The organism is Stenotrophomonas sp. TWI169 (assembly GCF_039674705.1).
Classification (GTDB): domain Bacteria; phylum Pseudomonadota; class Gammaproteobacteria; order Xanthomonadales; family Xanthomonadaceae; genus Stenotrophomonas; species Stenotrophomonas maltophilia_P.
Window position 1 is genome coordinate 34927 of record NZ_JBDJOB010000005.1, and the last position, 16622, is coordinate 51548.

A 16622-nucleotide genomic window follows, 5' to 3' on the forward strand; every position below is an offset into this window, starting at 1 on the left:
TGCGTCGATGTAGCGCCGCGCCATGCCCGGCGCAGGGGCAGGGGAAGCAGGTGTGGCGTGGATCACGCCTCCATGGCGGCCTGTCGCGCTATCGTGCGTGCAGACAGGCTTGCGCAGTGGGGGATGCATGCCGGTAGTGCTGGCGCTGCTGTACGTGTTCGGCCATGGCCTGGTCGTGGCCCTGTGGCCGGGGCCGGCAGGCCTGGGTTCGTTCGTGTTCCTCACCGGCGCTCCGCTGCTGGCCGCCGCCGCATGCCTGTGGCGCGCGCGTGCGGATCGCGCCGCGCTGGGCTGGCGTGCCATCGCGCTGGCACTGCTGCTGTGGGCGGGGGGCATGGGCATCAACATGCTCGATGCACTCAGTGCCGACCGCCCCGACATCACCCCGGGCGCCAGCCTGCTGCTGTACGTGCTGTATGGCGTGCCGCTGGTGTTCATCCTGGCCCGCTCGCGGCGGGAGCGCTGGGCCATCAGCGTGATCGACGGAATCATGGCGGCCCTGCTGGGCGTGCTGTTCTTCGTGCATACCCAGTCATTTGCCGACCATGTCGGCATCGACGACCAGGCGCTGGCCAACATGCAGCGCATGTTCGATATCCAGAACCTGTGCATCGCTGTCTTTGCCATCGTGCGCTGGGTGTCCTGTGATGTCCCGGAGCGACGCAGCGTGTTCCGCGCGCTGGCGCTGTACGCGCTGGCCTATCTGCTGGTGGCCTACTACATCAACCACTTCACCTCCGAACAGTCTTTCGGCGCCTACAACGATCTGCTGATCGACGTGCCGTTCCTGTTGCTCGCGCTGCTGGCACTGCGGCGGTCGCCAGCTACCGGATTCGTGCTGCAGCCGCGGCTGGCCCGGCTGGTGCAGGCCGGCGGCCCGATCATCCTGCCGCTGCTGTTGCTGGTGGTGGGCACCCTGGTGGTGGACCATGCCAGGCCCCTGGCATTGGCTGGATTCGTTCTGGCCACGTTGGGCTTCAGCCTGCGCAGTGCGCTTCTGCAGATCGATCTGCTGGAACGGCAGGCCGGGCTCGACCAGCTCGCGCGCCAGGATGGCCTGACCGGCGTAGCCAACCGCCGCCAGTTCGATGCCGAACTGCAGGCCGAATGGAACCGGGCGCGGCGGAGCGGCAGCGAACTGGCGCTGCTGCTGGTCGATATCGATCATTTCAAGGCGTTCAACGATGCCCATGGTCATCCCGCCGGCGACCGTTGCCTGCAGGCCGTGGCGGCGCTGCTGCAGCACAGCGCCGGGCGTGCGGGCGACAGCGTGGCGCGCTACGGCGGTGAGGAATTCGCGGTGATCGTGCCCGGCACGCCGTTGGACGGCGTACAGGCCTTGGCCGAGCGACTGCGACGCGCGGTGGAAGCGCTGCAGTTGCCGGAAGGGCGGGTCAGCATCAGCGTCGGCATCGCGTTCCTGCATCCGCCGGCAACAGCCGATGCCGGACAGCTGCTCGCCGATGCGGATGCGGCGTTGTATGCGGCCAAACGCGCGGGACGCAATCGCGTGGCCATGCAGGGGGCAGCACCGGCTGGCGCAGACCGCCGCTAGCCCCCGCCCCCGCGCATTCGCCAAGGGAGCGCGGTTGCGCCGCCGGTGGCTGTCGCCCGCGGACGCGCCTTCGTCGGCTGTACCGGCACTCCGTCGCACCGCGCTGGCGATCGCGCGGGAGCCGGTCCACCGTCAGCCCCAGTGTGGAGAGGAGCAGACATGCACAGAACCCTGGTGTCGCTGGCCGCGTGGAGCGCGATGGCCTTCAGTGCGCAGGCGGTCGCGGCCACGGCGGCGTCGCCTTGCGCCGCTGCGAGCTATCGGATGGCCGATGGCAGTACGCTGGACATCGGCCCGGGTGCGGGCGATCAGCTGCGCTGGCGCACGCCAGATGGTCGCAGCGGCGCACTGCAGCGCACCGCGGGCGATGCCTGGACCAGTACCCGCGGCTGGACCGGGCAGCCGGACGGGCACCGGATGGTGCTCACGGACTGTGGGAAGCGCGGCATCAGCGTCGATGGAATGAAGGGCGAGCGCATTCCGCTGCGGCAGATCGACACCCGTTTCAGCGGTGCCGGCGCAACGCTGCAGGGGCGGCTGACGCTGCCTCCGGGCGATGCGCCGGTTCCACTGGTGGTGCTGGTGCATGGTGCGGAGAACAGCTCCGCGCTGGAGCGCTACTCGCTGCAGCGCGAGTTCGCCAGTGCCGGCATCGCCGTGTTCGCGTACGACAAGCGGGGCACGGGACGCTCTGGCGGGCGGTACACGCAGAACTACCTGACCCTGGCCAATGATCTGATCCTGGCCACGCGCGAAGCACGCCGGTTGGCGGGGGCACGTGCGCAGCGGGTCGGCTACCAGGCCGGCAGCCAGGGTGGCTGGGTGGCGCCGCTGGCGGCACGCATCGAGCCTGTGGATTTCATCGTGATCAGCTTCGGCCTGGCGGTCTCGCCGCTGGAGGAAGACCGCGAGGCGATCGCTTTCGACATGCAGCGGGCCGGCCAGGACGCAGAAGCCACTGCGCAGGCGATGCAGATCGCCGATGCGGTGGCGACCATCGTCGAAAGCGGATTCACCGAGGGATTCGATGTACTGGCGGAGGTGAAGCAGCGTTACCAGCATGCGCCCTGGTTCCCTGCGGTACGCGGGAACATTGCCGGGTATCTGTTGTCGACTCCGGAGGTCACTGCGCGCGAGCAGGGGCCGCGGCTGCTGGACGGGGTGCCGGCCCATTACGACCCTTTACCGGTGCTCACGCATCTGCAGGTGCCGCAGTTGTGGATCTTTGGCGGGCAGGACCGCGATGCGCCGCCGGGGGAGACGCTCAGGCGTCTTGCGGTTCTGCAGGGCCAGGGACGGCCGATCTACACGGCCGTGTATGCAGACGCCGATCATGGCATGTACGAGTTCGAGCTGGATGCGGCCGGGGAACGTGTATCGACACGGCAGCCGGCCGGGTACTTCCAGCTGATGACGGACTTCATCCGTGGCGATGCGCTGCGGGCCGAATACGGCCAGGCCCGCCCCACGTCCGCGCGATGAGGGCTTCGACGGGCGAAGCCCAGCAGAAGCCAGCGCGTTCGCCGCTCAACGCACGTCGCGCAGTTCCCAGTGATGGCCGGCCAGCAGACGCAGGCGCTGCTTGAACACATCGCTGTCGATGCGGGTGGTGGCCACCAGGTTGATGCGCAGGTCCTTCTGCTCACCGGTTACGGTGGCGTCCGGGTCGGTCACGCCCCACTGCGGCTCCACTGCATCCGGATCGGGTTGCTTGGCTCTCCAGCGCTCGAACAGCGCGCCGCTGCGCAGGGCGTCCTGCAGTTCTTCGGCAAAGCCGGCGGCGCCCTGCGAATGGAAGGACAGGTCGGGGTCGTTGCCGCGGGCCTTGGACGGGTCGGGAAGGCTGATGTGGTACTGCGCAGGCATGGTGATCTCCTTGAAGTGCGGCAAGGCTGGCATAGACGCGGTGCAATGCTTGTGTACATCCGGCGCACCTGCATGCAGGCGTCGCCCGCCCTCATTCGAACCGATGCGGTCCATCGGCAAAGCCCACGGTAACGGCGCCCTTGCCGACGTTGACCATGCCGGTCAGGCTCATCACCGATTCGTACACGGTGACGCCGTGGGTGGCGCAGACGTCCGTCAGCTGCGCATAGCCGGGCAGGGCGCGCAGCTCCTCCAGCTCACCGCCATAGCTGACGCAGACTGTCGGTGTCATCAGTCCACTACGCACGCGCTGGCCAACCACGGCGAAGAGCTTCTGCACGGCATTGTCGAAGCCCTTGATCTTGGCTACCGGGCCGGTCTCACCGCGGTAGCCGTGCAGCACCGGCTTGATGTCCAGTGCGCTGCCCAGCGCGGCACTGAGCAGGCCGACACTGCGGTCGCCCTTGTGCCGCGCGCGGGCCCGCATGTAATACAGGTCACGGGTGACCATGTAGCCATGCACGTTGCCGGCCAGTTCCTCCAGCCGCTCGCGGATCTGCTGCACGCTGGCGTTGCTGTCGCGCAGGCGAACCGCTTCCACCGCCGTCACCGCCTGCGCGGCGAACAGGTTCTGGGTGTCGAGCACGCGCAGTGCGAAGGGCGAGTTGTAGCCCGCGGCCTGCCGCACCGGCTTGTAGTCGTTGAGGATGGCGAAGCTGGCCTGCAGGGCGTTGTCGTGGATCGGGCTGCGGGTCTTGGTGATGGTCATGCAGAAGACGTGGTCGTAGTCGATCACCAGCTGCTGCAGGAACAGGTCACGGATCTGGTTGACGCTGAAGGGGATGGTCTCCGCCTCGGCACCATGTTCGGCCACGTGTGCGTGCAGGAAGCTGAGCGTGGCCTGTTCGTCGCGGTGGTCGGCGAGTACGGCTTCGCCGATCCGTACGGTGATCGGGAGCAGCACGATGTTGTGTTCGGCAATGAACGCCTGCGGCAGGTCGCAGGCCGAGTCGACGACGATTCCGATGCGCATCCGCGGCTCCCCCTCCAGGGCGGTTGTTGGTTCGGAAGTGTGAAAAATATCTCAAAACGGGAGCCCGCGCGCGAGGGAAGCGCAGGCGCCCTGTTCAGCGTCTGCGCTGTACCGCGATCGGCAGGGCCTCCACCCGCTGCCATTCCGGCTGCCTCAGCAGGTCCGGATCGGCCAGCACAGCGGCCATCAGCGGGTGCGCGTCATTGCCCCAGAACAGCTCGTCGCCGATGGCCAAGGTCGGTACGCCGAACACGCCGGCCGCGAGCGCAGCCTCGGTGTTGCGCCGCAGCTGCTCCTTGACCTCTGCGGTTGCCGTGGCGGCCGCCACATCCGCGATGCCCAGCCGCGCGCCGGGTTCGCGCAGCGCCTCGGCGCTGTCGGCGGCGTTGCCCTCGCGCCAGATCCAGTCGAACAGCACGTCCACGGCCTGCGCGCCGCCGCCTGCGGCCAGGCACAGCCGCAGAGCGGCCAGCGGGTTGAACGGGTGGGCAGGCGGGAAGCGCAGCGTCACGCCTTCCGCCTGCGCGTTCCAGAGCAACTGGCGGTAGATGAAGCGCCGCTTGGCCGGGATCTCGGCCGGGCCGAGATTGCCAAGCTGCTGCAGCACCGCCCCGAAGGCGATCGGCACCGGCTGTACCTGTGCGAACTGGGGCAGTTGCTTGACCTTCTGCCAATGCAGGTAGGAGTAGGGCGAGACGAAATCGAAGTACCAGTGCAGCGGGGCCATGGGGCTTTCCTCGTCGGTCAGGGCTGCGCGTTGCGCTGCAGATAGCGGTCGCGCAGGTCGGTCTGGCGCGAGCGCATCGGCATCGGCCGCCCTCCCATCCAGACCTGTTCGGCATAGTGCGCCACATCCAGCGGGTCGCCTTCCCACAGCACCAGGTCGGCGCGCTTGCCGGGCTCGATGCTGCCGATCTGGTCGGCCACCCCGAACGCCTGTGCGGGAACCCGGGTCAGGCCTGCCAGCCCGTCGGCCCAGGGCAGGCCATGGGCTACCGCATTGCCTGCGAGCTGGCGGATCTTGCGTGCGTTGTGCGAGGCATCGCCACGTTGCACGAAGCTGACGGGCACGCCCGCACGCTGCAGTCGTGCCGCGTTTTCCAGGGTGGCGCCGATCTGGTCGAAGCTGGCCGGCAGGTTGGCCAGCACGTCGACGAACACCGGCACGCCGGCCGCAGCCAGCTCCGGCGCCAGCTGCCAGGCTTCGCTGGCTCCAGACAGGGCGATCTTCACCTTTTCGCGTGCAGCCCAGCGCAGCAGCTGGCGGATATCGGCAGCGCGATCGATTTCAACCACGATGCGGCCCTGGCCGGCCAGATAGCGCGACAGTGTGCGGCGACCGGCCGGTGTCAGCACGGCGTGCGGTGAATCGGCGGCGACCTGGCCGCGCGCTTCATCCACCATCTGCTGCAGCAGCATCCACTGTGCTGCACGCGAATGACCGGTCAGTTCCGACGCTGCGGCGCCCAGCCGCAGGAACAGCGCACGTGGACCCAGCGGGTCGGCGCTGCCATCGAGCCGCATCACCCCGCCCTGGCCCGCCACGAAGCCACCGCCGGTGACGGCGCCCAGCGCGGTGAAGCCGATGCCCTCCAGTCGCGCCACCGGAATGAGCACCGACGCGGGGTTGTAGGCCAGGGTCACGTCGAACTCCGGACGCAGCGGTTGCTCGCCGATCTTCAGGCTGCTGTCGACCGTACTCGCTTCTCCCGAGACTTCCTCGATGCCGATCTCGGCGATGCCACCGAACAGCGCGGGCGTGAGCGGGCGGCCATCGGCTTCAACCACGGTCGTGCCGGCCGGTGCGGCCAGGCCCGTACCCACGGCACGGATGATGCCGCCCTGCACCAGCACATCGGCGTACTGCAGGCTGCCGCGTGCGCTGGCGGTGTGAACCGTCGCGCCGCGCACCAGCAGATCCTGTGCCGATGCCGTGCCGGTGATGGCTGCCAGCACCATGATCGCAGCGCCGAGCCATGCCCGGTTGCGGCTGGAAGACCTTGCCATCTGCATGGAACCGGCCATCAGTGCACCTCCTGCCCGAGCTGGAAGTCCGACTGCGGCGTTGCCGGCAACGCACTGCGGTCGTACAGGCGGCGGCCATCGACATAGACCTGCTCGGCCAATGCGTAGGAGCTGAAGGGATTGCCGTTCCACACCACCACGTCGGCCATCTTGCCGGGCTCCAGCGTGCCGGTCTGGCGCTCGATGCCCAGCGCCTTGGCGGCATTGGCGGTCATCCAGGTGATCGCATGTTCAGGAGTGATCGGGGCCATGCGTGCACGGCGCGCGGCGGCCATGACCTTGGCCGCCTCCTGGTTCAGGCGCTGGATGCCTTCGGGTGAATCGGAATGGACGATGGCGCAGCTGTTCTTCGCCCGGTCCACCAGCGCGATGTTCTCGGGGATGCCGTCGAAGGCTTCCATCTTGAAGCCCCACCAGTCGGCCCACAGTGCACCGCAGACGCCGTCCGCCGCCAGCCGGTCGGCCAGTTTGTAGGCCTCAACGCCGTGGTGGAACGCTGCCACCTTGAAACCGAATTCCTTGGCCAGATCAAGCATGGTGGCCATTTCGTCGGCACGGTAGCAGTGGATGTGCACGCGGATGTCGCCCTGGATCGCGCCGGCCAGGGTGTCCAGCTTGAGATCGCGCTTGCCACCGGCATCGCCCGCGCTGTCACCTTTGTCGCTGCCGAACCAGCGCTTGCGCTTGGCTGCCTTGGGCGTGTTCTTGGTGATGTAGTCGGCGGCATCGATGAAGGCTGCGCGGTAGCCGGCGACGTTGCCCATCCGGGTAGCAGGCGTCACACCCTTGCCTTCGCCATAGACGCGTTTGGGGTTCTCGCCGCAGGCCATCTTCAGGCCCCACGGCGCGCCGGGAAACTTCATCGCCTGGTAGGTGATGGCCGGAACATTCTTCAGGGTCACGCCGCGGCCACCGACCAGGTTGGCCGAGCCGGGCAGCACCTGCATGCTGGTCACGCCGCCGGCCAGGGCGGCAGCGAAGCCGGGATCCTGCGGCCACACCGAATGCTCCGCCCAGACATTGGCCGTCACCGGTGCGGTCATCTCGTTGCCATCGCTGTGGGCGCCCACCCCCGGGCTGGGATATACGCCCAGGTGCGAGTGCACGTCGATCAGCCCGGGGGTGACCCACTTGCCCTGCGCGTCGATGCGGGTGACATCGGCCTCGGCCTGCAGCTGCTGGCCGACAGCAACGATGCGGCCCTCACGCAGCAGCACGTCGGCATTGTCCAGGCGCTGGCCGGTGCCGGTCAGCACCGTTGCGTTGTGGATCAGCACCGGCGCATCGGGCTGCGCCCGATAGGTGCTGGGGTAAGGATCGGCCATGAAGCGCGAGGCGCCCAGTGCTGGCGCGGCGGCCAGCGTAACCAGCGCCAGCCCCAGCCCGGCGCGCAACAACGTCGACGTCATGCAGATCCCCTCGGCTACGTAAGCAACCGCTGACGCTAGCCGGGCAGCGGTGGGCTTGCCAAGTGACCTTCTTCACAGGGTGCGACCGCGTGCCTCGACGGCGTCGCCCCACTGGCCGAAAATAGGCGGTCCCCGCCGTTCCGGACCGAGCATGAAGAGCAAGCAGGAAATCGTCGACAACTGGCTGCCGCGCTATACCGGCGTGCCCCTGGACCAGTTCGGCCCGCACGTCCTGCTGACCAACTTCGGCGGCTACCTGCACACCTTCTCCGAACTGACCGGTGCGCCCATCGTCGGCCTGGACCGGCCCATGGCCAGCGCCACCAGCGATGGCATCACGATGATCAACTTCGGCATGGGCAGCCCCAATGCCGCGATCATCATGGACCTGCTGTCGGCGGTGATGCCCAAGGCGGTATTGTTCCTGGGCAAGTGCGGGGGCCTGAAGCGCAAGAACCAGCTGGGCGACCTGGTGCTGCCGATCGCCGCGATCCGTGGTGAAGGCACTTCGGGCGACTATCTGCCACCGGAAGTACCGGCACTGCCGGCCTTCGCCCTGCAGCGCGCGGTCTCGACCATGATCCGCGATCTGGGGCACGACTACTGGACCGGTACCGTCTACACCACCAACCGGCGGGTCTGGGAACACGACGAGGCATTCAAGGAACGGCTGCGCGCGATGCGCTGCATGGCCATCGACATGGAAACGGCCACGGTGTTCGCCGCCGGCTTCGCCAACCACATCCCCAGCGGCGCCCTGCTGCTGGTTTCGGACCAGCCGATGATTCCCGACGGGGTCAAGACCGAAGCCTCCGATGCCAAGGTCAGCTCCCAGTTCGTGGAAAACCATATCCAGATCGGCATCGAGGCGCTTAAGCTTATCCGGCGCAACGGCAAGTCGGTCCGCCATCTGCGCTTCGACGAATGATGATGAGGGCCGGGCGCGGGACGTCCGGGCCCGGGAGTAGGTAATGGACGTTGCCGCGCAGGTGGTGGAATTCTGGAAGGAGGCGGGCCCTGCGAAGTGGTTCGCCCGCGACGATGCGTTCGACGCGCAGTTCCGCCGATTGTTCCTCGATGAGCATTTCGCTGCGGCCGCGCGTGCGCGCGAACACTGGCTGGGCAGCGCCGAGGGTGCGCTGGCCCTGATGCTGCTGTTGGACCAGTTCCCGCGCAACTGCTTCCGTGGCACCGCCCACTCCTACGCCACCGATGGGCTGGCCCGGCACTACGCCATGCGTGCCATCGAGGAAGGGCTGGACCTGCAGCTGGTTCCGAAGCTGCGGGCCTTCATCTACCTGCCGTTCGAGCATTCCGAGGATCCGCTGGACCAGGACCGTTCGGTGGCCATGTTCGACGCGCTGGGTGACAAGGAATACCTGCAGTACGCCGACCTGCATCGCGACATCATCCGCCGTTTTGGCCGCTTCCCGCACCGCAACGCCGTGCTGGGCCGCATTCCCACGCCGGAGGAACTGGACTACCTGGCCGAAGGCGGGTTTGCCGGCTGACCGGGCGGCGCCAGCCACGCGCGCGGCAGGCAGGAAACGGAAAACGCCGGCGTGCGCCGGCGTTCTCCTGTTCCGCGCTGCAGCCGATCAGTACTTCGGCACGCCGTTGTCCACCTCTTCGGACCAGGCGTTGATGCCGCCGGTGATGTTGAAGACCTTGGTGAAGCCAAGCGCGCGGAACTGCTCGGCAGCCTGCGCACTGCGACCACCGTGGTGGCACAGGAAGGCCAGTGCGGTGTCCTTCGGCAGTGCTTCCAGCTCGGCGCGGCCGTTGCCGTCGAACACCTTGAACGGCACGCCGACGGCGGCGATGGCGCGCTCGTCAGCCGGGCGTACGTCCACCAGGATCGCGTTGCCGGCGCGCACCAGGTCGTCGGCGTCGCGCACGCTGATTTCCTGCACCGGCTTGGGCGCATTCGGGTTGTCGATGGCCAGGCCCTTGCCGCGGATGTCGTCCACCCAGTCGATGGTGATGCCTTCGGCGCGGCGCGCGCTGGCCAGGTCGAACTGCACGCGCAGTCCATTGGATTCGGCGGCGATCGCAGCCTCGTCATGCGGAGCGAGCTGGAAGTTGGGCTGGAAGCCTGCATCGATGCTCAGCTGCAGGGCGGCGCCCGGGGCGTCGGCCAGCGCGCCCTTGAGCATCTCCACCGCGGCCGGGGTGACGGTGATGCGCGGCGGGGTGCGGTCCGGCGCGGGCAGGCCCAGCACGCTGCTCAGTTCGCCGCTGGCGGCCATCTGCAGCACGATGTCGCTGCCACCGACCAGTTCGCCGTCGATGTACAGCTGCGGGATGGTCGGCCAGTCGCCGTAGGCCTTGATGCCTTCACGGATTTCCTGGTCGGCCAGCACGTTGACGTGAGCGAACTCGACGCCCAGGTCCTGCAGCGCGCCCACGGCCTTGGCCGAGAAGCCGCACTGCGGCATCGACGGCTGGCCCTTCATGAACAGCACGACGCGGTTGGCGTTGAGGAGGGATTCGATGCGCGAACGCAGGGCAGGATCGAGAGACATGGGAAGTCGGGGGTCCAGTAATTCGAATCTTCGATTCTACCCCTCATGGCATCATGGGGTATGAGCAGCGCAGGAACATTGCATCGCATTCCGCCCCGGCCATGGCGCTGGCTGCCCTGGCTGGTGGCGTCGCAGTTGGGGGTGATCCTGGCCTGGGTGCTGGCGGGATGGCACTGGGGTCTGCCGCTGATGGTGGCCAGCCACGCGCTGTTCATCGTGCCGGTGTTCCTGCCCAACAGCCGCTTCTACACGCCGGTGCTGAGCCGCCTGGCGCAGGCGGACGACGCGGTCTGGCTGACCATCGATGACGGTCCCGGTGCGGACACGCTGGCCGTGCTTGATCTGCTGGATCGGCATCAGGCGCGGGCGACATTCTTCCTGGTGGGCGAGCGGGCCCTGGCCCAGCCGGCGCTGGTGGCCGAGATCCTGCGCCGCGGGCACGATCTGGGCAACCACAGCTTCAGCCATCCGCAGGCGCGCTTCTGGCGGCTGGGACCGAAGGCGATGCGTGCGGAGATCGAAGGCTGCCAGCATGCGCTGCAGGCATTGTCGGGCACGCCGGTACGCTGGTACCGGTCGGTGGTGGGCATGACCAATCCGTTCGTGGGCCCGGTGCTGCGCCGCCTGGGCCTGGTGCGGGTGGGATGGAGCGCCCGCGGCTTCGATGGTGTCGGCTGTACGCCCGAGCGCGTGCTGGAGCGCCTGCTGCCGGATCTTCGCCCGGGCGCCATCGTGCTGCTGCATGAGGGGGCCGCCCATGGCCACAACCTGGTAATCATCGAACGCGTGCTGCAGGCACTGGATCAGCGCGGATTGAAGGCAACGCTGCCTTTGATCCGTCAAGGGAATGGGCAGCCAGGCATCCGGTAGCGCCGGGCCACGCCCGGCGAGCGCAGCGGCGCGCATGGAACCCGCCGGGCCACGCCCGGCGTCATCCAGGCCGTTCGGCCACCACCAGCCAGCTGTTGAACGGTGTGCGCCCGTGCAGCGGCCGTGGTGCGGCGACGCGCAATCCCGCTTCGCTCAGTGTCGCCAGCAGGGTCTTCGGCTGGGGATAGTGCCGCGGGCGGGTACCCATCCAGCCCACCAGCCAGGCAAGGCGGTCCGCGACCCGCGTGGTGCGGTCCCGGCCATCACCGGTCGCCAGCGGCGTGCGCAGCAGCAGCCGTCCTCCGGGGGACACCCGCGCGCTTGCGGCACGCAGCAGCGTCTGCTGCGGTCCGGCATCCAGGTACTGCACTACGTCCAGCAGCAGTACATGGCCGACGTGCGACGGCAGCGCAGCCTGCACATCCAGGCATTCGAAGCGCACGGCCGGCAGGCCTTCACCGGCTTGCCGCGCCCGCTCGATCTTGGCGGCGTCCACGTCCACCCCGAGATAGGGCTGGCCGCGCCCGCGCTGGCGCAGCACATGCGCGAACAGGCCCAGTCCGCAACCCAGGTCCAGCACCGGCTGGCCATCCTCGGGCAGCTGTTGCAGCACGCCGTCGTACAACGGATCGCTGCCGAGTTTGCCGCGGGTGTAGTAATAGTCGCGGCGGCTGCCCCAGGCCTGTGCAGGTCGGAACGCCTCGGCGATCGCGCGGGCCTGCGGGGAGGTCAGCGGGGAGCAGGGCAGGGGCGTGCCATTCCGTGGCGTGCCGTCCACGGGTCAGCCGGCGTCGCCGAGCCGGCGCAGGGCGACCGGCAAGGCACGCTCGCTCCACAATGCATACATGCGCGCGGAGGGGTGCAGACCGTCTTCGGCGATCATCGCCGGGTCGTGACCGTGGACGCGGCTGATGTCGGTGATGTCGACGAAGTCGACGCCGAGGCCACTGCAGACCTGCTCCGCAGCCGCGTTGAACGCGTCGGTTTCGATGCCGATGCGGCCACGGTGTCGGCCGCTGCTGGCGCCGAACGGCGTCACGCCCCAATCGGGAAACGACAGCACCAGCACCCGATCGGTACGGCCGCCGGCAAAACCGATCGCGCGCTGCAGCAGGGCCTGGAACTGCGTGCGGTATTCGTCGAGCGGGCGGCCGCGGTACTGGTTGTTGACCCCGATCAGCAGGCTGACGAAGTCGAACGGCCCCTGCGGGGCGGCCTCGTCGATGCCGGCATCGAGCTCGTCCGTGGTCCAGCCGGTGGTGGCGATGGTCTGCGGATCGGCCAGCGCGACGCCCTGTGCGCGCATCGCGGCGGCCAGCTGATGGGGCCAGCGGCCTTCGACCGCGACGGCCTCACCGATGGTGTAGGAGTCGCCCAGCGCCAGATAGGACAAGCCCACGACTCAGGCCACCGAACGGCGTGGCTTGATCGGTACGACCTTGGTTGCATCCTCGGCGCGGCGGGCCAGCACGCGGTCGATGCGGGCGAACACATCGCGCATCACCGAGGCCTCCGGCAGCAGGGTTACGCGGAAGTGGTTGCGGTAGGGCACGTTGAAGCTGGAACCGGGCACCACCAGCACGCCCTCGTTGTCCATCAGGTCCAGGGCGAAGGTGTGATCGTCGAAGCCCTTGGCGGCAGCGCCGACCACCGCCGGGAAGGCATACAGCGCGCCGGCGGGGGCCACCAGCGACAGATGCTCGCTGGCCTCGCATGCTTCGATCACCGCGCGGCGGGTTTCGTACAGGCGCCCGCCCGGGGCACACAGTGCCGAAATGGTGTCGGGCCCGTTCACCGCAGCCTCGATGGCGTACTGGCCGGGCACATTAGCGCACAGGCGCAGCGCGCTGAGCAGGTCCATCGCCGCGCGGAAGTCGCCCAGGCGTGCGTCATCGCCGCTGAGGTGCGCCCAACCCACGCGCCAGCCGCAGGCGCGATGCACCTTGCTCAGCCCGCTGAAGGTCAGGCACGGATGGTCGCCCGCCAGCGGTGCGACCGGCTGGAACACCGCCTCGTCATACAGGATCTGGTCGTAGATCTCGTCGACCAGCAGCAGCAGGTTGTGCCGGCGCGCGATGTCCACCACGCGTTCAAGCAGTTCGCGCGGGTAGCTGGCGCCACTGGGATTGTTCGGATTGATCAGCACGATCGCGCGGGTGCGCGAGGACACCAGGGTCTCGATCTCGCTCGGGTCCGGCTGGAAGCCGTTCTCGGCGGCGCAACGGTAGTACACCGGCCGGCCGTCGTTGAGGATGGTGGAGGCCGACCACAACGGGTAGTCCGGGGACGGCACCAGCACTTCATCGCCGGGGTTGAGCAGCGCACGCAGCGACAGGTCGATCAGTTCGCTGACGCCGTTGCCGACGAACACACGGTCCGGGTGCGCGTCGGGAGCGCCGCGACGGGTGTAGTAGGCAGCGATCGCCTCGCGCGCCACCGGCAGGCCCTGCTGGTGGGTATAGGGATCGGTGCGACCCATGTCGTCGGCGATCGCGCGCTGCAGGTGTTCCGGGGCACGGAAGCCGAAATTGCCGGGGTTGCCGATGTTGAGCTTGATCAGCTTGCGGCCCTGCGCCTCCAGCTCCCGGGCTCGCCGGGCCAGTTCTCCGCGGATTTCGTAGCGCACTTCGGAAAGGCGCTCGCGGGTGGCCAGGGGCTTGGGCGCGGAGGTTGACATGGTCGGTGAGCCGTCGGATGGCATGGAGGTTCCATGGTAGCGGAATTGCTGCACTGCATGGCAAGGCCCCCAGGGCCCACCGCTGCTGGGCTGGAGCGGCGTTGGCACGGGTAGAATGGAGGCGATGACCCAGACCCCCGATTTCACCGCCCTGCAGACCATCGGCTGGCCCTGGCCGGGCCCGGCGCAGCAGGCCGACTGGCAGGCCATGATGGCCGAGCACCCGCAGGCACGCCCGGCCCGGGTGATCGAGCAGCACCGTACGCACTATGTCGTGGCCGACGCCCCGGACGCTGCGATCAAGGCCGAATCGCTGCCGGAATGGCAGCGGCCACGCTTTCCCAGCCATGAGCGGCCGGCGGTCGGCGACTGGGTGCTGCTCGACGGCATCCGCATCCTGGCGCTGCTGCCACGTCGCACCGCGATCAAGCGCGGTGCCGCCGGCGAGCATTATCACCAGCAGGTGATCGCGGCCAACATCGATACGGTGTTCATCGTCTGCGGGCTGGATGCGGACTTCAATCCGCGCCGTATCGAGCGCTACCTGTTGCTGGTGGGCGGCGGCGGTGCCGAACCGGTGGTGGTGCTGACCAAGGCCGACCAGACCGAATACAGCGAAGATGCGCTGGCGGTGCTGGAAGAACTGGAAATGCAGGGGATCGCCCTGCATGCCATCAATGGCCTGGATGCTGACAGCGTGGCTGTGCTGCAGCCGTGGTTGGGCCCGGGCCGCACCGTGGTGCTGGTGGGCTCCTCCGGCGCCGGCAAATCCACGCTGACCAACACGCTGCTTGGCGAGCAGCGGATGAAGACCAACGCGGTGCGCGCCAACGACTCACGCGGGCGTCATACCACCACTCATCGTGCGCTGATGCCGTTGCCGACCGGCGCCTGCCTGATCGACACGCCCGGCATGCGCGAGCTCAAGCCGACCGGCGAGGAGACGCTGGCCGAAGGGGGCTTCGCCGATATCGAAGCACTGGCCGAACAGTGCCGCTTCCGCGACTGCTCGCATCACCAGGAGCCCGGTTGTGCGGTACGGGCGGCCATCGACGCGGGTGAGATCGAGGAAAGCCGGCTGCTGAACTACTTCAAGTTGAAGGAAGAAGTGGCGGCCGCCGCCGCCAAGCTGGCCGTGCGCCAGGCCGAGACCGCGCAGGAACGTGGTGGCAGGAAAGGCAAGGGCCAGCAGTTCCGTCCGGCAGGAAAGCCGCGACGTCGTTGATGAGGCAGCCGGCCACGGGCGCGGCTGCATGGAGATTCATCCCGGGTTGCCGGGGTAACGCCTTCACTGATGCTGGGCGCGCGGAGGACAGCGCACGGCCGGGCAGGGCGCTATAGTCCGCGCATGGAAACGACCGCCGTGCTGGATCGCGAGGTGGCCCACCATGCGGCGCTCGATGCGCGGCTGGTCGAGGCCGTGGGTGGCATCCGCCTGCTGGGCCTGACCAGCTGGCCGGCGACGGTGCAGGCACCGTTCCTGGACAGCGTTGCGCGCGGGCAGCCGCAGTTGCCGAAGGTGGACTACCCGAAGCTGGATTTCAGCGAGGAACGCCGCACCTTGGCAGCCATCGCCGCCGACTGCGACGCGGGGCATCCCTTGGGTCACTACGTGCAGCAGTCCGCGCACAGCTGGGACCTGGCCGCACGCCTGCTGGAGGGCCTGGGTACCGCAGCGGTGGACACCTGTTCGGTGCAGCTGTTCGGCGCCCCCGAACAGCCCTTGCCGGGCAATGGCCCGAGCACGCGCGATGCAGCGCGCCATTTCATCCAGATCGCGGCCGAGCTGGACCATGAACTACTGGCGCCGGAAGAACAGGTGCCGGTGTCTGCGATCGCGCTGCAACTGCAGCTGCAGAACGATCTGGATGCCTTCTTCGAATCGCGGATCATCCAGGTGCAGCTGGACCCGGAACTGGTGTCCAAGGCGGCCGCCGGACCGACGCGGATCCGCCTGCGTACCAGTGCGCGTTTCAGCGCCTACGATCGTGCACAGCTGTTCCATCACGAAGCACTGGTGCATTCGCTGACCGCGTTGAATGGCCGGGAGCAACCGGTGCTGCCCAGCCTGGCCTTGTCCTCACCCCGGGTGACGGCTACCCAGGAAGGGTTGGCCACGTTTGCCGAGCAGATCACCGGCAGCATCGACATCGAGCGCCTGAAGCGGATCAGCCTGCGTACCGAAGCCATCGCGATGGCCCGCGAGGGCGCCGACTTCATCGAGGTGTTCCGCTACTTCTGCGATGCCGGGCAGAACCCGGAAGAGAGCTTCGCATCGGCCCAGCGCGTGTTCCGCGGGGTGCCCCCCGGCGGCGGGCTGGCCTTCACCAAGGACACCGTGTACCTGCGCGGGCTGGTTTCGGTGCACACCTTCTTCCGCCACATGCTGGCCGAGGATCGCCTGCAGGTCTGCCGGTGGCTGTTCGCGGGCAAGATGAGCCTGCAGGACGCCATCGCGTTCGCACCGTTGTTCCAGGCCGGGGTGTTGAAGCCACCGCGCTGGCTGCCGCACTGGGTCAGCCGGGCCAATGGCCTGGCCGGCATGCTGGCGTTTTCGCTGTTTGCCAACCGGATACGGATGGACCAGCTGGCGCCGGAGTGACATGCGTTGGCGGATCCTGCATGGGCCTGCCTGCCCGCGCCATGCAGGAACACTCGATGC

Annotated in this window: 16 protein-coding genes; 7 read left to right on the plus strand and 9 right to left on the minus strand. The window is 68.3% G+C overall.

What is annotated here, in order from left to right; all coding sequences use genetic code 11:
- The first annotated feature begins 127 nt into the window (after positions 1-127).
- Positions 128-1555, plus strand: a complete 1428-nt coding sequence (locus tag ABE543_RS05420) for a GGDEF domain-containing protein (RefSeq protein ID WP_346475405.1) — start codon at positions 128-130, stop codon at positions 1553-1555.
- 159 nt (positions 1556-1714) lie between these two features.
- The gene (locus ABE543_RS05425; RefSeq protein WP_346475406.1) at positions 1715-3037 is read left to right on the plus strand and encodes an alpha/beta hydrolase; all 1323 of its coding nucleotides are present in this window, start codon (positions 1715-1717) and stop codon (positions 3035-3037) included.
- Positions 3038-3082: 45 nt separating this feature from the next.
- On the opposite strand, the gene ABE543_RS05430 is transcribed toward ABE543_RS05425, so the two are convergent.
- The 5 genes from ABE543_RS05430 to ABE543_RS05450 all read right to left on the minus strand — a co-directional run bounded on the left by ABE543_RS05430 (position 3083) and on the right by ABE543_RS05450 (position 7888).
- The gene (locus tag ABE543_RS05430) at positions 3083-3421 is read right to left on the minus strand and encodes a hypothetical protein (RefSeq protein ID WP_346475407.1); all 339 of its coding nucleotides are present in this window, start codon (positions 3419-3421) and stop codon (positions 3083-3085) included.
- A gap of 91 nt (positions 3422-3512) precedes the next feature.
- Entirely contained in the window at positions 3513-4454 is a 942-nt protein-coding gene (locus ABE543_RS05435; protein ID WP_053517434.1) for a DegV family protein, read from the minus strand.
- 94 nt (positions 4455-4548) lie between these two features.
- Positions 4549-5181: a DsbA family protein gene (locus ABE543_RS05440; protein ID WP_346475408.1), complete on the minus strand. Its 633-nt coding sequence runs from the start codon at positions 5179-5181 to the stop codon at positions 4549-4551.
- A gap of 17 nt (positions 5182-5198) precedes the next feature.
- Complete coding sequence (locus ABE543_RS05445; RefSeq protein ID WP_346475444.1) at positions 5199-6461, minus strand: amidohydrolase family protein; 1263 nt, start codon at positions 6459-6461, stop codon at positions 5199-5201.
- 17 nt (positions 6462-6478) lie between these two features.
- Positions 6479-7888 carry an amidohydrolase gene (locus ABE543_RS05450; protein ID WP_065181733.1) on the minus strand — a complete coding sequence of 470 codons (1410 nt, stop codon included), beginning with the start codon at positions 7886-7888 and terminating at the stop codon, positions 6479-6481.
- A 151-nt stretch (positions 7889-8039) separates the two neighbouring features.
- Here ABE543_RS05450 and ABE543_RS05455 point away from each other — a divergent pair, with 151 nt between their 5' ends.
- Positions 8040-8816: an AMP nucleosidase gene (locus ABE543_RS05455; protein ID WP_053517431.1), complete on the plus strand. Its 777-nt coding sequence runs from the start codon at positions 8040-8042 to the stop codon at positions 8814-8816.
- Positions 8817-8859: 43 nt separating this feature from the next.
- Entirely contained in the window at positions 8860-9399 is a 540-nt protein-coding gene (locus ABE543_RS05460; RefSeq protein ID WP_111186169.1) for a DUF924 family protein, read from the plus strand.
- A gap of 87 nt (positions 9400-9486) precedes the next feature.
- Here ABE543_RS05460 and grxD read toward each other — a convergent pair whose 3' ends face one another.
- Positions 9487-10413: a Grx4 family monothiol glutaredoxin gene (gene grxD, locus ABE543_RS05465; RefSeq protein ID WP_053517428.1), complete on the minus strand. Its 927-nt coding sequence runs from the start codon at positions 10411-10413 to the stop codon at positions 9487-9489.
- A gap of 60 nt (positions 10414-10473) precedes the next feature.
- On the opposite strand from grxD, the gene ABE543_RS05470 reads away from it, so the two are divergent.
- Positions 10474-11283, plus strand: a complete 810-nt coding sequence (locus ABE543_RS05470; protein ID WP_197571741.1) for a polysaccharide deacetylase family protein — start codon at positions 10474-10476, stop codon at positions 11281-11283.
- Positions 11284-11344: 61 nt separating this feature from the next.
- On the opposite strand, the gene ABE543_RS05475 is transcribed toward ABE543_RS05470, so the two are convergent.
- From ABE543_RS05475 to ABE543_RS05485, 3 genes are read right to left on the minus strand one after another with little or no spacing between them, the layout of a single operon-like run.
- Positions 11345-12061 (minus strand): class I SAM-dependent methyltransferase, encoded by a 717-nt coding sequence (locus tag ABE543_RS05475; RefSeq protein ID WP_053517426.1) that lies wholly within the window; start codon positions 12059-12061, stop codon positions 11345-11347.
- 3 nt (positions 12062-12064) lie between these two features.
- Positions 12065-12682, minus strand: coding sequence for an SGNH/GDSL hydrolase family protein (locus ABE543_RS05480; protein ID WP_065175127.1), 618 nt, complete (start codon positions 12680-12682; stop codon positions 12065-12067).
- Positions 12683-12685: 3 nt separating this feature from the next.
- Positions 12686-13960: a pyridoxal phosphate-dependent aminotransferase gene (locus ABE543_RS05485; RefSeq protein WP_065175207.1), complete on the minus strand. Its 1275-nt coding sequence runs from the start codon at positions 13958-13960 to the stop codon at positions 12686-12688.
- A 124-nt stretch (positions 13961-14084) separates the two neighbouring features.
- Here ABE543_RS05485 and rsgA point away from each other — a divergent pair, with 124 nt between their 5' ends.
- Together rsgA and ABE543_RS05495 are read left to right on the plus strand one after the other, a co-directional pair.
- A complete protein-coding gene (gene rsgA / locus ABE543_RS05490) occupies positions 14085-15185 on the plus strand; it encodes a ribosome small subunit-dependent GTPase A (protein ID WP_231107749.1) in 1101 nt (366 codons plus the stop codon).
- 123 nt (positions 15186-15308) lie between these two features.
- A complete protein-coding gene (locus ABE543_RS05495) occupies positions 15309-16562 on the plus strand; it encodes a flavohemoglobin expression-modulating QEGLA motif protein (protein WP_065175125.1) in 1254 nt (417 codons plus the stop codon).
- Positions 16563-16622 lie beyond the last annotated feature (60 nt).

What these genes read in the sequence shown, in the direction of transcription:
- ABE543_RS05420 (WP_346475405.1), top strand. Translation starts at nt 128, where the DNA reads ATGCCGGTAGTGCTGGCGCTGCTGTACGTGTTCGGCCATGGCCTGGTC.
- ABE543_RS05425 (WP_346475406.1), top strand. Translation starts at nt 1,715, where the DNA reads ATGCACAGAACCCTGGTGTCGCTGGCCGCGTGGAGCGCGATGGCCTTC.
- ABE543_RS05430 (WP_346475407.1), bottom strand. Translation starts at nt 3,421, where the DNA reads ATGCCTGCGCAGTACCACATCAGCCTTCCCGACCCGTCCAAGGCCCGC.
- ABE543_RS05435 (WP_053517434.1), bottom strand. Translation starts at nt 4,454, where the DNA reads ATGCGCATCGGAATCGTCGTCGACTCGGCCTGCGACCTGCCGCAGGCG.
- ABE543_RS05440 (WP_346475408.1), bottom strand. Translation starts at nt 5,181, where the DNA reads ATGGCCCCGCTGCACTGGTACTTCGATTTCGTCTCGCCCTACTCCTAC.
- ABE543_RS05445 (WP_346475444.1), bottom strand. Translation starts at nt 6,461, where the DNA reads ATGGCAAGGTCTTCCAGCCGCAACCGGGCATGGCTCGGCGCTGCGATC.
- ABE543_RS05450 (WP_065181733.1), bottom strand. Translation starts at nt 7,888, where the DNA reads ATGACGTCGACGTTGTTGCGCGCCGGGCTGGGGCTGGCGCTGGTTACG.
- ABE543_RS05455 (WP_053517431.1), top strand. Translation starts at nt 8,040, where the DNA reads ATGAAGAGCAAGCAGGAAATCGTCGACAACTGGCTGCCGCGCTATACC.
- ABE543_RS05460 (WP_111186169.1), top strand. Translation starts at nt 8,860, where the DNA reads ATGGACGTTGCCGCGCAGGTGGTGGAATTCTGGAAGGAGGCGGGCCCT.
- grxD (WP_053517428.1), bottom strand. Translation starts at nt 10,413, where the DNA reads ATGTCTCTCGATCCTGCCCTGCGTTCGCGCATCGAATCCCTCCTCAAC.
- ABE543_RS05470 (WP_197571741.1), top strand. Translation starts at nt 10,474, where the DNA reads ATGAGCAGCGCAGGAACATTGCATCGCATTCCGCCCCGGCCATGGCGC.
- ABE543_RS05485 (WP_065175207.1), bottom strand. Translation starts at nt 13,960, where the DNA reads ATGTCAACCTCCGCGCCCAAGCCCCTGGCCACCCGCGAGCGCCTTTCC.
- rsgA (WP_231107749.1), top strand. Translation starts at nt 14,085, where the DNA reads ATGACCCAGACCCCCGATTTCACCGCCCTGCAGACCATCGGCTGGCCC.
- ABE543_RS05495 (WP_065175125.1), top strand. Translation starts at nt 15,309, where the DNA reads ATGGAAACGACCGCCGTGCTGGATCGCGAGGTGGCCCACCATGCGGCG.